10 protein-coding genes are annotated in these 14,456 nt (G+C 73.8%); 1 reads left to right on the plus strand and 9 read right to left on the minus strand.

The annotated features are described in order from the left end of the window. Positions 1 to 61: 61 nt before the first annotated feature. The 3 genes from ACI79G_RS23160 to ACI79G_RS23170 form a co-directional block, all read right to left on the minus strand. Entirely contained in the window at positions 62 to 1,996 is a 1,935-nt protein-coding gene (locus ACI79G_RS23160) for a BCCT family transporter (protein ID WP_456883386.1), read from the minus strand. Positions 1,997 to 2,108: 112 nt separating this feature from the next. Continuing rightward, positions 2,109 to 2,957 (minus strand): formyltetrahydrofolate deformylase, encoded by an 849-nt coding sequence (gene purU / locus ACI79G_RS23165; RefSeq protein ID WP_456883387.1) that lies wholly within the window; start codon positions 2,955 to 2,957, stop codon positions 2,109 to 2,111. Positions 2,958 to 2,967: 10 nt separating this feature from the next. After that, complete coding sequence (locus ACI79G_RS23170) at positions 2,968 to 4,341, minus strand: L-serine ammonia-lyase (protein WP_456883388.1); 1,374 nt, start codon at positions 4,339 to 4,341, stop codon at positions 2,968 to 2,970. Positions 4,342 to 4,480: 139 nt separating this feature from the next. Between ACI79G_RS23170 and ACI79G_RS23175 the strand changes: the two genes are divergently transcribed. Then, positions 4,481 to 5,155, plus strand: a complete 675-nt coding sequence (locus tag ACI79G_RS23175) for a GntR family transcriptional regulator (protein WP_456883389.1) — start codon at positions 4,481 to 4,483, stop codon at positions 5,153 to 5,155. A gap of 216 nt (positions 5,156 to 5,371) precedes the next feature. On the opposite strand, the gene ACI79G_RS23180 is transcribed toward ACI79G_RS23175, so the two are convergent. The 6 genes from ACI79G_RS23180 to glyA are packed head-to-tail and all read right to left on the minus strand — an operon-like array spanning position 5,372 to position 14,141. Continuing rightward, positions 5,372 to 7,834: a GcvT family protein gene (locus ACI79G_RS23180; protein ID WP_456883390.1), complete on the minus strand. Its 2,463-nt coding sequence runs from the start codon at positions 7,832 to 7,834 to the stop codon at positions 5,372 to 5,374. An 11-nt stretch (positions 7,835 to 7,845) separates the two neighbouring features. Continuing rightward, the gene (locus ACI79G_RS23185) at positions 7,846 to 8,430 is read right to left on the minus strand and encodes a sarcosine oxidase subunit gamma (RefSeq protein ID WP_456883391.1); all 585 of its coding nucleotides are present in this window, start codon (positions 8,428 to 8,430) and stop codon (positions 7,846 to 7,848) included. Further along, complete coding sequence (locus tag ACI79G_RS23190; protein WP_456883392.1) at positions 8,423 to 11,293, minus strand: 2Fe-2S iron-sulfur cluster-binding protein; 2,871 nt, start codon at positions 11,291 to 11,293, stop codon at positions 8,423 to 8,425. The genes ACI79G_RS23185 and ACI79G_RS23190 overlap by 8 nt, the downstream gene beginning before the upstream one ends. Continuing rightward, a complete protein-coding gene (locus ACI79G_RS23195; protein ID WP_456883393.1) occupies positions 11,290 to 11,568 on the minus strand; it encodes a sarcosine oxidase subunit delta in 279 nt (92 codons plus the stop codon). The genes ACI79G_RS23190 and ACI79G_RS23195 overlap by 4 nt, the downstream gene beginning before the upstream one ends. A gap of 15 nt (positions 11,569 to 11,583) precedes the next feature. Next, a complete protein-coding gene (locus ACI79G_RS23200; RefSeq protein WP_456883394.1) occupies positions 11,584 to 12,816 on the minus strand; it encodes a sarcosine oxidase subunit beta family protein in 1,233 nt (410 codons plus the stop codon). Continuing rightward, entirely contained in the window at positions 12,813 to 14,141 is a 1,329-nt protein-coding gene (gene glyA, locus ACI79G_RS23205) for a serine hydroxymethyltransferase (RefSeq protein ID WP_456883395.1), read from the minus strand. Before glyA ends, ACI79G_RS23200 begins: the two co-directional genes overlap by 4 nt. Positions 14,142 to 14,456 lie beyond the last annotated feature (315 nt).

A 14,456-nucleotide genomic window follows, 5' to 3' on the forward strand; every position in this document is an offset into this window, starting at 1 on the left:
CGTCAAGATCCCCCACGAACCGGCCGGGGTGGTCGGCGGGGGGTCCCGACGTACCGACGGGTCAGGGGGTACCCGCGGCCGGCCGGCCGATGGCCCGGCCCGTGACGCCGTCGGGCGCGGACGAGGATCCGCCGTCCCGGCGCGGGGTCACCGCCACCGGCGCGGCGCTCCCGGCTGCGGCCTCCGGGACCTCGGCGACGGGGGCCGGCTCGACGACGATGACGAAGTCCTCGCCGTGCCGGCTGATGCCCTCGACGACGGCCTGCTCGATCGCCACGCTGGCGTAGGTGCCGCGCAGGACGATGGGGTCGCGGCGCAGGTCCTTGACCAGGCTCACGGCCATCGCCGCCATCACCAGCGCGAACGGCAGTGCCGCGATGATCGTGAGGTTCTGCAGGCCCGTCAGGGCGGCGCCGTCCTCGCCGAGGAGCAGCATGATCGCTGCGACGGAGCCCATCACCACGCCCCAGAAGACGACGACCCAGCGGCTCGGCTCCAGGGTGCCGCGCTGCGAGAGCGACCCCATGACGATCGAGGCGGCGTCCGCACCGGACACGAAGAAGATCGCCACGAGGACCATGACGAGCACGGTGGCGGCGGTGGCCCAGGGGTACTGCCCCAGGACGGCGAACAGCTGCCCCTCCGTGGTGCCCTGACCGGCGACGTCGACGCCGCCGCGCTGGGCGGCGATCCCGGCCCCGCCGAAGACGGCGAACCACAGCAGGCTGACCAGGCTGGGCACCAGCAGCACGCCCGTGACGAACTGCCGGATGGTCCGGCCGCGGCTGATGCGGGCGATGAACAGCCCGACGAACGGCGTCCAGCTGATCCACCAGGCCCAGTAGAAGACCGTCCAGCCGCGCAGCCAGGTGGCCATCGGGTCACCGCCGGTGGCCTCCGTGCGTGCGGCCATCTCGCCGAGGTCGGAGAAGTAGCTGCCGACCGCGTCGGGGATCAGGTTGAGGATGAAGATCGTCGGGCCGAGCACGAAGACGAACACCGCCAGCAGCAGGGCCAGGACCATGTTCGTGTTGGACAGCCACTGGATCCCGCGCTCGATGCCGGAGACGGCCGAGGCGACGAAGGCGGCGGTCAGCACCGCGATGATCGCGACCAGGACGCCGTTGCCGACGTCCCCGGCCCACCCGAGGATCTCGACCCCACTGCCGATCTGCAGGGCACCGAGGCCGAGGGAGGCCGCCGACCCGAACAGCGTCGCGAAGATGGCCAGGACGTCGATGACCCGGCCGACCGGGCCTTCAGCCCGCCGCCGGCCGAGCAGCGGGATGAAGGCGGAGCTGATCAGCTGACGGCGGCCCCGCCGGAAGGTGCCGTAGGCGATCGCCAGCCCGACGACGGCGTACATCGCCCACGGGTGCAGCGTCCAGTGGAACAGCGTGGTCGCCATCGCGGTCTCGATGGCCTGCGACGTCTCCGCCTCGGTCGTGAGCGGGGGTGGGGAGGCGTAGTGCGACAGCGGCTCGGCGACCCCGAAGAACATCAGCCCGATGCCCATGCCGGCGCTGAACATCATCGCGATCCACGAGATGGTGCGGAACTCCGGCCGCTCGTCGTCGCGGCCCAGCGGGATGCGCCCGTACTTGCCGGCCGCCAGCCAGATGACGTAGACGACGAACGCGGTGGCCAGCAGCACGAACAGCCAGCCGAGGTTGCCGGTGACCCAGCCGAGGACCGAACCGCTCACCGTGCCCAGACCCGTCGGGCTGGCGAAGCCCCAGACCACGAAGCCCAGCGCCATGACCGCCGCGACGACGAACAGGACCCGGTCCACGGCTGCGTGGCGGTCGGCGATGCACGGGGGCGGCTCGGCGATCGCGGGGTGCGCGCCGGAGACCGGGACGTCCCGGGCGCCGGCCGCTCCGGGCCCGTCCCCCCGGGACCGCCCCGTGGCACGTGGCCGGTCGGCGCCCCCGTCCGACGGCGGTGCACCCGCCGGGCGGGTCGGCGCGGGCTGCTCGTGGCTGTCGTGACTCATGACGCTCTCCAGGCGGTGCGTGGATCGCAGGGGTCCGGTGGGAGAACCGGTCGGACACGACGCAGGCGCCCGGGTCGGCCCCGGGCCGGCAGCGGCACCGGCGTCGCTGGGATCAGCGGAAGACGACCGTGCTGGCCCCGTTGAGCAGCACCCGCCGCTCGCAGTGCCAACGGACCGCGCGGGAGAGCGCCAGCGCCTCGGCGTCCCGGCCGACGGTGGCCAGCGCCCGCGGGTCGTGGGTGTGGTCGATGCGGATGACCTCCTGCTCGATGATCGGCCCCTCGTCCAGGTCGGGGGTCACGTAGTGGGCCGTCGCCCCCACCAGCTTGACCCCGCGGTCGAAGGCCTGGTGGTAGGGCTTGGCGCCCTTGAAGCCGGGCAGGAAGGAGTGGTGGATGTTGATGGCCCGGCCGTACAGCGCGGCGCAGGCGTCGTCGGAGAGCACCTGCATGTAGCGGGCCAGCACCACCAGGTCGGCCCGGTGCTCGTCGACCAGCTCCAGGAGCCGGGCCTCGGCGTCCCGCTTGGTCCCCGGCGTCACGGGGACGTGCTCGAACGGCAGCCCGGCCGCCTCGGCCATCGGGCGCAGGTCCTCGTGGTTGGAGACCACGGCGACCAGCTCACCGCCCAGGCTGCCCGCCCGCCACCGGAAGACCAGGTCGTTGAGGCAGTGGCCGAGCTTGGAGACCATCACGAGCACCCGCTGCGGCTGGCCGCCGGTGACCTCGTAGGTCATGCCGAACTCGTCGGCGACCCCCCGGAAGGCCTCCGAGAGCCGGCCCGCGTCGGCGTCGTCGGCGCCGACGAACGCCGTCCGCAGGAACAGCTGGCCCCGCACCGCGTCGTCGAACTGCTGGTGCTCGACGATGTCGCAGCCGTGCTCGAACAGGAACGAGCTGACCGCGCGGACGATGCCCGGGCGCTCCCGGCAGCTGAGCGTGAGCGTGAACGGGTGGGACACGGGTGCCTCCTCAGCACTCGACGACGTTGAGGGCCAACCCGCCACGGGCGGTCTCCTTGTACTTGTCCTTCATGTCGGCCCCGGTCTCGCGCATGGTCTTGATCGCCTTGTCCAGCGGGACGTGGTGCCGGCCGTCGCCGCGCACGGCCATCCGGGCGGCGGTGATGGCCTTGACCGACCCCACGGCGTTGCGCTCGATGCACGGGATCTGCACCAGCCCGCCGACGGGGTCGCAGGTGAGGCCCAGGTTGTGCTCGATGCCGATCTCGGCGGCGTTCTCCACCTGCTCCGGCGTCCCCCCGATCACCTCGGCCAGGCCGGCGGCGGCCATGGAGCAGGCCGAGCCGACCTCGCCCTGGCAGCCGACCTCGGCACCGGAGATGGAGGCGTTCTCCTTGAACAGCAGGCCGATCGCCGCGGCGGTGAGCAGGAAGCGGACGACGCCGTCCTCGGAGTACGAGTCGACGAAGTCGCGGTAGTAGTGCAGGACGGCGGGGACGATGCCGGCGGCGCCGTTCGTCGGCGCGGTGACCACCCGCCCCCCGGCCGCGTTCTCCTCGTTGACCGCCAGCGCGTAGAGGGTCACCCACTCCATCGCCCGCAGGGGGTCGGCCTCGTCCCGGGCGGCCTCGAGCTGGGCCCGCAGCGCGGCCGCCCGACGGCGCACGCGCAGGCCGCCGGGCAGCACCCCGGTGGTGCGGGTGCCGCGCTCCACGCACTCCTGCATGACCGACCAGACGTGCAGCAGGCCCGCGCGCACCTCCGCCTCGCTCCGCCAGGACAGCTCGTTGGCGAGCATCACGTCGCTGATCCGCAGCCCGGTCTCACGGGTGCGGGCCAGCAGCTCCTCGCCGGTGCGGAACGGGTACCGGACGGGTGTGGGGTCCTCGACGATGGCCGGGTTCCCGGCGTCGTCCTCGTCCAGGACGAAGCCGCCGCCGACCGAGTAGTACTCGCGGCGCACCAGCTCCCCGCCGGCGCCGTCCAGCGCGCGGAAGACCATGCCGTTGCTGTGGAACTCCAGCCGCTTGCGCCGGTGCAGCACGACGTCGTCGTCGACGGAGAAGGCGATCGGGTGCTCGCCGCCCAGCCGGAGCTTGCCCCCGGAGCGCACCTCCGCCACGCGGGGCCCGGCGGCGACCGGGTCGACCAGGTCGGGCTGCTCCCCCTCGAGGCCGAGGACGACCGCCCCGACGCTGCCGTGCCCGTGGCCGGTCGCGCCCAGGGACCCGAACAGCTCGCAGCGCACCCCGGCGGTCCGCGTCAGCAGGCCCGCCTCGCGCAGCCGGGCGGCGAAGGTCGCGGCCGCGCGCATCGGGCCGACCGTGTGGGAGCTCGACGGCCCGATGCCGACCGTGAACAGGTCGAAGACGCTGATCGTCATGCGGGGGTCGCCACCGGCGCTCGCACACCCAGCCGGGCCATGGCGGCCTCCTCGGTGTAAGGTTGATATATCAGTGAGTGGGCAGACGATATGTTGCTCGCTCCCAGGGGGCAAGACCCCTCGTCGGACAGGACTTACGATGCGAGCCGTGACTGCTGCCCCGTCGGACCTCGACACCGTCGGGACGTCGCTGGCCGACCGGGCCTACGTGGCGATCCGCGACCAGCTGATCATGCTCGAGATCCGCCCCGGCGAGCCGATCGACGACGACGGGCTGGCCCGGTCCCTCGGGGTGGGTCGCACGCCCGTCCGCGAGGCGCTCAAGCGCCTGGAGGGTGACCGGCTGGTCGTCACCTACCCCCGCCGTGGCACGTTCGCCACCGGCATGGACATCACCGACCTGGCGCACATCTCCGAGATCCGGGTCCAGCTCGAGCCCCTCGCCGCGCGCCGGGCCGCCGAGCACGCAGCGCGGCACGTGCGCGCCGAGCTGGACGAGCTGGCCCTGCGGATCGAGGAGCTCGACGTGGGCGGGGTCGACCGCGACGAGCTGATGCGCTGGGACCTCGTCGTCCACCGGTCGATCTACCGGGCAGCCGGGAACCCGCACCTCGAGGACGTGCTCGTCCGCTACGACAACCTGGCGACCCGGATCTTCTGCCTGTTCCTCGACCGGCTGCCCACGGTCGACCGGCACGTCGGGGAGCACGTCGAGCTGCTCCGGGCGATCGCCGCGGGGGACGCCGACCGCGCGGAGGACCTCGCCCGCGAGCACGTCGTCGGCTTCGAGCGGACCATCCGCGCCGTCCTCTGAGGAAGGACCACCCTCCTCCCACGCCTCGCGGGCTCGGCGCGGGCCCCAGGAGGGTGGCCGTTCCAGCACGTCACCAGGCTCGTGGCGAGCCTCTGGACGGGCCGTCCGGGCCCGGGGACGCCGAGGAGGCCCTCCGGCACGATCGCCGCCCCGGCGGTGTGGCACCCGGGCACCGGGCGCCACACCGCCGGGGCGGTGGTCGGGCGAGGTCCTCCCTCAGCCGCGGATGCGCTGCATCTCCGGGTCCACGAGCGGCTCCGCCGCGACCGTGGCCGGGATCCGGCGGTCGAAGTACCCGATCTCCACCGACGTCCCCACCCCGGCCGAGGCCGGCAGCCAGGCGTAGGCGACGGGGCGGCCCACCGTGTGCCCGAAGGCGGCACTGGTGACGTAGCCGGCCGGCCGGCCGTCGACGTACACCGGCTCGTGCCCGAGGACGACGGTGCGGCCGTCGTCGATCGTGAGGCAGGACAGCCGCCGGGTGACCGTCTCCCCGCTGCGCTCGGCCACCGCGTCGCTGCCGACGAAGGCGCCCTTCTGCTTGCGGACGGCGAAGCCGAGCCCGGCCTCGTAGGGGTCGTGCTCGGTCGTCATGTCGTGGCCCCAGGAGCGGTAGCCCTTCTCCAGCCGCAGGCTGTTGAACGCCGCCCGGCCGGCGGCGACGACGCCGAGGTCCTGCCCGGCCGCCCACAGCACGTCCCACAGCTTCTGGCCGAGCTCGGCGCTGGTGTAGATCTCCCAGCCCAGCTCGCCGACGTAGGACAGCCGCATGGCGGTGACCGGGACGCCGCCGATGGTGGCCCGCTTGGCGCGGAAGTACTTCAGCCCCTCGTTGGTGAAGTCGTCGTCACTGACCCTCTGCACCAGGTCGCGGGCGAGCGGGCCCCACAGGCCGATGCAGCAGGTGCCGCCGGTGACGTCGCGGACCTGCACACTGCCGTCGTCCGGCGCCTGGCGGCGGAGGTGGTCGAGGTCCAGGTTGCCGTTGGCGCCGACCTGGAACAGCTGCTCCCCCAGCCGGGCGACGGTGAGGTCGCTGCGGACACCGCCGGCGTCGTCCAGCGCGAGGGTGTAGGTGACCGAGCCGACCGACTTGTCCATCTGGTTGGTGGTCAGCCGCTGCAGCAGGTCCAGCGCGCCGGGGCCGCTGACCTCCAGCCGCTTGAGCGGGGTCATGTCGTACATCGCGACCGCGGTCCGCGTCCGCCACGCCTCGGCGGCCGCGATCGGCGACCAGAACCGCGCCGCCCAGTCGTCGCGCGCCGGCGGCACCCACTCGGCGGGCAGCTGGTCCACCAGGTGCGCGTTGGCCTCGTACCAGTGCGGCCGCTCCCAGCCGGAGGCCTCGAGGAAGACCGCGCCGAGCTCCCGCTGCCGGGCGTGGAACGGGCTGACCCGCAGGTCCCGCGGGGACAGCTTGGGCTCCAGCGGGTGCAGGATGTCGTACACCTCGACGAAGTTCTGCTGCGCGGTCTCCCGCACGTAGGCGTCGGTGAGCTGCACCTCCTCGAACCGGGCCACGTCGCAGCCGTGCAGGTCGACCTCGCTGCGCCCGTCGACCAGCAGCTGGGCCACGGAGCGGGCGACCCCCGCCGAGTGGGTGACCCAGACCGCCTCGGCGATCCAGAAGCCGGCGACGTCGGGCGACTCCCCGATCAGCGGGCCGCCGTCCGGGGTGAAGGAGAAGATGCCGTTGAAGCCGGAGTCGACCTTGGTCGAGCGCAGGGAGGGCAGCAGCTCGCGGCTGTGCTCCCAGGGCTCGGCGAAGTCCTCCTCGGTGAACGGCAGCATCGACGGCATGGCCGAGTCGCTGACGTCGCCCTCGGGCAGGTCGGTCAGCTCCACCGGCATCGGCCGGTGGGCGTAGGAGCCGATGCCGAGGCGGTCGCCGCGCTCGCGGTAGTACAGGTCGCGGTCCTGGTGGCGCAGGATCGGCATGCCGGCCTCGGTCAGCTCGTCGTTGCGGCCCACGAGCTCGGGCACCTGACCGGTCCAGACGAACTGGTGGGCCAGGGGCAGCAGCGGCACCCGCATGCCGACCATGGCGCCGATCGCGGGGCCCCAGAACCCGGCGCAGGAGACGACGACGTCCGCGGGGATGACGCCGTCCTCCGTCCGGACGCCGGTGACCCGGCCGCCGGCCTGCTCGATGCCGGTGACCCGGGTGTCCCCCTGGAACACCGCGCCGCGGGCCTCGGCCCGGCGGGCCAGGGCCACCACGGCGCGGGACGCCTTGGCCAGCCCGTCGCTGGGCACGTACAGCCCGCCGAGGATGCGGTCGGGGTCGACCAGCGGGTGCAGCTCGACGCACTGCTGCGGGTCGAGCACCTCGCCCCGCACGCCCCACGAGGTGGCCCAGCCCTGGCGGCGGTGCAGCTCGGCCAGCCGCTCCGGCGTGGTGGCCACCTCCAGGCCGCCGACCTGGTTGAAGCACCAGGCGCCGTCGACGTCGAGGCCGAGGAACTTCTCCACGGTGTACGAGGCGAACTCGGTCATCGTCTTGGACGCGTTGGTCTGGAAGACCAGACCGGGCGCGTGCGAGGTCGACCCGCCGGTCAGCGGCAGGGGGCCCTGGTCGACCACGGTGACCCGGTCCCAGCCGCGGGCGGTGAGCTCGTCGGCCAGGTTGGCCCCGACGATGCCGGCACCGATGATCACCACGCGAGGGGTGCTGGACATGGCGGTTCCTCTCAGGAGGTCAGGGCGGGGTCGGCGTACTCGAGGCTCGCGTCGAGCAGCCAGGTGGCGAGGTAGCCGGCGAAGGACGAGCGGACGAGGACGGCGAAGTCCTCCCCGTCCGCGCCGAGCGCCAGCAGGACGACGCCGGCCTGACCGAGCGTCGTCTGCGCGCTGCTGCCCCGCCCGAACGCGCGGGGGTGCAGGTCGATCGCGCAGCCCTTGGCCAGCACCTCGCGGGCGCGGGCACCGGTGATGCGCAGGCCGACGCGCTGGGCGGAGACGTCGACGGCGACGCCGCCCACCGGCCGCAGGACCTCGGCCAGCTCGGCCTCCAGCGCCTCGGGCGCGGTGCCGGCGCTGGTCACCAGCCACTCGTCGGGGCCGAGCCAGACCAGCCGGCCGTCCCCGGCGGCCACCCAGGTGTTCGGGGTCGTCGGCAGGGCGGCACCGCGCACCTGCACCCCGGACGCCGGGTCGACCCGCAGGTCGGCCAGGGCCACGAACGGCTCGGCGGTGATCCGCAGCTCGTCCGGGAGCGCGTCGAGGGCGCTCAGGTACGGCTCCAGCGGGTGGCTGCGGGCCAGCAGGTCAGCCATCGCGGCGGGCTCCTTCCGGATCGACCAGCACCGAGCCGGTCACCTCGACCGGGACGAGGGTGCCGTTGACGGGGACGTGGACGGTGTCGCCGATCCGCGACCGGCCGCCCTTGACCAGGGCGAGGGCGAACGGGCGCCCCAGCTCGGCGCTGCGGTAGCTCGAGGTGACGTGGCCGAGCATCGGCACCGGCGGCGGCGGGAGCTGACCGTCAGCGGCGAACTCCACGACCTGCGAGCCCTCCGGCAGCACGGTGTCCCGGTCGACCGGCAGCAGCCCGACCAGCTGCTTGCGCAGCGGGTCGGCGTTGGCCGCGCGGGCGAAGGACCGCTTGCCGACGAAGTCGGGCTTCTTCTTCGACACCGCCCAGGCCATGCCGAGGTCGTGCGGCGTGACGGTGCCGTCGGTGTCCTGCCCGATGATCGGGTAGCCCTTCTCGGCCCGGAGCACGTGCATGGTCTCGGTGCCGTACGGCGTGATCCCGTGCGGGCGGCCGGCCTCGACCAGCCGCTCCCACACCGCGCGGGCGTACCAGGAGTTCACGTACACCTCGAAGGCCAGCTCGCCGGAGAAGCTGATCCGGGCGAGCCGCACCGGCACCCCGCCCAGCGAGGTGTCCCGCCAGGTCATGAACGGGAAGGCCTCGTTGCTGACGTCCACGTCGGGGAACACGGCGCCGACCACGTCGCGGGAGCGGGGCCCGACCACGGGGAAGGTCGACCACTGTTCGGTCACCGAGGTCAGCCGCACCCGCAGCTCCGGCCACTCGGTCTGCAGCCACTCCTCCATCCAGTCCAGCACCTTGGCCGCGCCACCGGTCGTGGTGAGCACCAGGAACCGGTCGTCGGCCAGCCGCAGGACGGTCCCGTCGTCGATGACCATGCCATCGACGCCGCACATGACGCCGTAGCGGACCGAGCCGACCTTGAGGCTGCTCATCAGGTTCGTGTAGAGGCGGTCCAGCAGCACCGCGGCGTCCGGGCCCTGCACGTCGATCTTGCCCAGGGTGGAGCCGTCGAGGATGCCGACTCCCCCACGGGTGGCGGCGCACTCCCGCAGGACGGCGGCCGCCATGTCCTCGCCGGGCCGGGGGTAGTAGCGGGGCCGCTTCCACTGGCCGACGTCCTCGAACACCGCACCCTCGGCGACGTGCCAGTCGTGCAGCGCGGTGACCCGCTCGGGGTCGAACAGGCGGCCCCGGTCGCGGCCGGCCAGGGCGGCGAAGGCCACCGGCGTGTAGGGCGGCCGGAAGGTCGTCGTCCCGGTGGCCTGCACCGGGACCCCCAGCAGCTCGGCGGTGATGCCCGACGCGAGCACGCCGGAGGTCTTGCCCTGGTCGTGCGCGGTGCCGATGGTCGTGTAGCGCTTGACGTGCTCCATCGAGCGCAGTCCGGCGCCGGTCGCGCGGGCGAGGTCGGCCACCGTGGCGTCCCGCTGCAGGTCGACGAAGGACGTCCGGCCGTCCTGCCCCGAGGTGTCGGGGACGTGCCAGAGGGTCATCGGCGCAGCCGGTCCGGGGCTCGCCTCGGTCGCGGGCAGCCGGACCGCCTCGGGCTCCGGCAGTGCCAGGGCGGCGAGCGCGGCGTCCGCCGCCCGCCGGCCGTCCCGGAGGCAGCCGGCCAGGTCCAGGACCCCGGCGGCCGCCCCGGCCACGGTCACCCCGTCGAGCTCCTCGGCCGGCAGGAAGGCGCCGAGCGACTCGTCGAACCGCAGCCGGCCCCGGGCCTGGCTGAACAGGTGCACGGCCGGGTTCCAGCCGCCGCTGACCAGCAGCAGGTCGCAGGCGATCGGCTCGGCGGTGCCCGGCCGGCCGTCGGCGAAGGGGGCGACGTGGGCGGCGGTCACGCGCTCGGTGCCGTCGGTGCCGGAGACGACGCTGCCGGTGCGCACCGGGATGCCGCGCTCCCGGCAGGCGGCCAGCCAGTGCTCCGGCGCCTGCGGCCGTGCGTCGACGACGGCTGCGATGCGGGTCCCCGCGTCGGCCAGGTCGACCGCCGCGGCGTAGGCGCTGTCGTTGGTGGTGAAGACGACGGCCTCGCGACCGGCCAGCACGCCGTAGCGGTGCAGGAAGGTGCGCGCGCCGCCGGCCAGCATGGTGCCCGGCCGGTCGTTGTCGGCGAAGACGACGGGGCGCTCGTGCGCGCCGGCGGCCACGACGACCGAGCGCGCCCGGATCCGCCACACCCGCTGCCGGGACACGTGGCGGGGCGCGGCGCCACCGAGGTGGTCGGTACGCCGCTCCAGCGCCAGCACGAAGCCGTCGTCGTAGAGCCCGAAGGCCGTCGTCCGCTGCAGGTGCAGGACCTCGGGGTGCGCCGCGAGCTCGGCGACCGCGGCCGCGACCCACTCGAGGGCGGGGGCGCCGTCGAGGAGGTCGTCGGTGCCGAGCAGCGCACCGCCGGCCTCCGACTGCTCGTCCACGAGCGCGACCCGGGCGCCGGCGCGGGCGGCGGTCAGCGCGGCCACCAGCCCGGCGGGGCCGGCACCGACCACCAGCACGTCGACGTGGTGGTGCACCGCGTCGTAGCGGGCGGAGTCGGACACCTCCGCCAGGCGGCCCTGCCCCGGCAGGCCGTGGGCGACCAGGCCGTCGTACAGCTCGACGGTGGTCGCGAGCAGCATCGGCTCGGGGAAGGGCTCCTCGATCTGCACCAGACCGCTCGGGTCCTCGGCCCAGGCGGCGGCCACACCCCGGGGGCGGCCGAGCTTCACGCTGGTCGCGATCGAGTGGCGGCCGGCGGCCAGCAGGGCCGAGGCCAGCGTGTCGCCGGGGTGCCCGGTGTGGGTCTGCCCGTCGAAGGTGAACTCGACGGTGGTGGCGCGGTCGACGCGACCGCCGGCGGCGGTGCGGAACGAGGTGCTCATCGGGTTCCCGCCTCGGTCCCGTCGAGGCGGTGGACGGCCTCGAAGCGGTAGGTGACGGTGTCGCGCACGGCGTTGAACCAGCGGCGGCACCCGGCGGAGTGGCACCAGCGCTCGGTGAACCGGCCCTTGGGGTTGGCGCGGAAGAAGACGTAGTGGGCCCACTGCTCGTCGGAGAGGGCGGCGGGGTCCTCGGGGTAGGCGACGTGGGCCTCTCCCCCGTAGGAGAACTCGACCTCCTCGCGGGGGCCGCACCAGGGGCAGTCGATGAGTTGCACGCGGGTCTCCTGCGGTCAGTGGGCCACGGCGGCGGCGCCGTGCTCGTCGACGAGCGCGCCGGTGACGAAGCGGTCGAGGCGGAACGGCGCGACGTGGGGGTGGGGTTCGTCGTGGGCGATGGTGTGCGCCAGGCACTCGCCGATGCCGGGCGTGGCCTTGAAACCGCCGGTCCCCCAGCCGCAGTTGAGGTAGACGTTGTCGTACGGCGTGCGCCCCACGATCGGCGAGGCGTCGGGGCTGACGTCGACGATGCCGCCCCAGGTCCGCAGCAGGTGGGCGCGGGCGAACACCGGGAACAGCTCGACGGCCGCGGCCATCTGGCGCTCGATGACGTGGAACGCGCCCCGCTGCCCGTAGCCGTTGTAGGAGTCGACGCCGGCGCCCATGACCAGCTCGCCCTTGTGCGCCTGCGAGACGTACACGTGCACGGCGTTGGACATGACGACCGTCGGGTGCACCGGCTCCAGCAGCTCGGAGACCAGCGCCTGCAGCGGGTGGCTCTGCACGGGGACGCGGAAGCCGAGCATGTCGGTGAGCACGGAGGTGTGCCCCGCCGCGCAGAGGGCGACCGTGCCCGCGGCGATGGTGCCGCGGGTGGTCTGCACTCCGGTGACCCGGTTGCCGTCGGTGGTGAACCCGGTGACCTCGCAGTCCTGGATGAGGTCGATCCCGGCCTCGTCCGCCCGGCGGGCGAAGCCCCAGGCCACGTAGTCGTGCTTGGCGATGCCCGCGCGCGGCTGGTAGGTCGCGCCGAGCACCGGGTAGCGGATGTCGGAGGAGGTGTTGACGATCGGGCAGACCTTGCGGACCTCGTCCGGCTCCAGCCACTCGGCGTCGACGCCGTTGAGCTTGTTGGCCTCGACCCGGCGCACGCTGTCGCGGACGTCCTGCAGCGTGTGCGCGAGGTTGAGCACGCCGCGCTGGCTGAACAGGATCGGGTAGTCCAGGTCCTCCTCGAGCCCCTCCCACAGCTTGAGCGAGTGCTCGTAGATGGCCGCGCTCTCGTCCCACAGGTAGTTGGACCGGATGATCGTGGTGTTGCGGGCCATGTTGCCGCCGGCCAGCCACCCCTTCTCCAGCACCGCGACGTTCGTGATGCCGTGGTTCTTGGCCAGGTAGTGCGCGGTGGCCAGGCCGTGCCCGCCGCCGCCGACGATCACGACGTCGTAGGACCGCTTCGGCTCGGGGTCCCGCCAGAGGAAGTCGGGGTGCTCGGGCAGGTCGGCACCGGGGGTGCGGGGCGTCATCGGTCGGTCTCCGCCAGGTCGGGGTAGAGCGGGTGTCGGTCGGCGAGGCGGGTGACCCGCTCGCGCAGGCGGGTGAGCCGCTGCTCCCCCACGGTCGGCCGGAGGGCCTGGGCGATGACGTCGGCGACCTCGACGAAGTCCTCGGTGCCGAAGCCGCGGGCGGCCAGCGCCGGGGTGCCGATGCGGACGCCGGAGCTCACCATCGGCGGCCGGGGGTCGAACGGCACCGCGTTGCGGTTGACGGTGATGCCGATGGCGTGCAGCCGGTCCTCGGCCTGCTTGCCGTCCAGCGGCGACTCGCGCAGGTCGACCAGCACGAGGTGGACGTCGGTGCCGCCGCTGACCACGCTGACGCCGGCCTCGCGGCAGTCGGCGGCCAGCAGGCGCTCGGCGAGGATCCGGGCACCGTCGAGGGTGCGCTCCTGGCGCTCGCGGAAGGCCGGCTCGCCGGCGAGCTTGAAGGCCACCGCCTTGGCGGCGATGACGTGCTCGAGCGGCCCGCCCTGCTGGCCGGGGAACACCGAGGAGTTGAACTTCTTGGCCAGGTCGGCGGTGGCGAGGATGACGCCGCCGCGGGGGCCGCCGAGGGTCTTGTGGGTGGTCGAGGTGACCACGTGCGCGTGCGGCACCGGGGAGGGGTGCAGCCCGGCGGCGACGAGGCCGGCGAAGTGCGCCATGTCGACCATGAGGTACGCACCGACCTCGTCGGCGATCCGGCGGAACTCCGCGAAGTCCAGGTGGCGCGGGTAGGCCGACCAGCCGGCCACGATGAGCCTGGGCCGGCGCTCGTGGGCCAGGCGCTCGACCTCGGCCATGTCGACCCGGTGGCTCCGCCGGTCGACGTGGTAGGCCGCGACGTCGTAGAGCTTGCCGGAGAAGTTGAGCCGCATGCCGTGGGTCAGGTGGCCGCCGTGGGCGAGGTCGAGGCCCAGGATGGTGTCGCCCGGCTCGAGGAGGGCCGACATCGCCGCGGCGTTGGCCTGCGCGCCCGAGTGCGGCTGCACGTTGGCGTACTCGGCGCCGAACAGTGCCTCCAGCCGGTCGATGGCCAGCTGCTCGACGACGTCGACGTGCTCGCAGCCGCCGTAGTAGCGCCGGCCCGGGTAGCCCTCGGCGTACTTGTTGGTGAGCACCGAGCCCTGCGCCTGCATCACCGCGAGCGGGGCGAAGTTCTCGCTGGCGATCATCTCCAGCGTCGCCTGCTGGCGCCGCAGCTCGGCCGAGATGGCCGCGGAGACCTCGGGGTCGGTCTCGGACAGGGACCGGTTGAGCACCGGGTCGGGAGCCACCGCCGGGGCGGGCAGGGTCTCGATCGGCAGAGCCATGGGCGGGTGCCCCTCCTGTGATGACGCCGTCCGGACGACTGGTATATCAGTCGTGCAGGACACTATGGTCCAGGGGCACGGGTGGTCAAGGGCGTCGGCGTGGACACGGTGCCGGCCGCTCCCGGCGGCCGCGGACGCCGCCCGTGCGCGCCCGGCACGTCGTCGAGAGGAGACCCGCAGTCATGCCGTACGAGGTGAGGGGCGTCGTCGCCCGCAGCAAGGGAGCCCCGGTCACGGTCGAGACGATCGTCGTTCCCGACCCCGGCCCCGGAGAGGCGGTGGTGGACGTGCAGGCGTGCGGGGTGTGCGCCACCG

The organism is Geodermatophilus sp. SYSU D00779, from assembly GCF_054050595.1.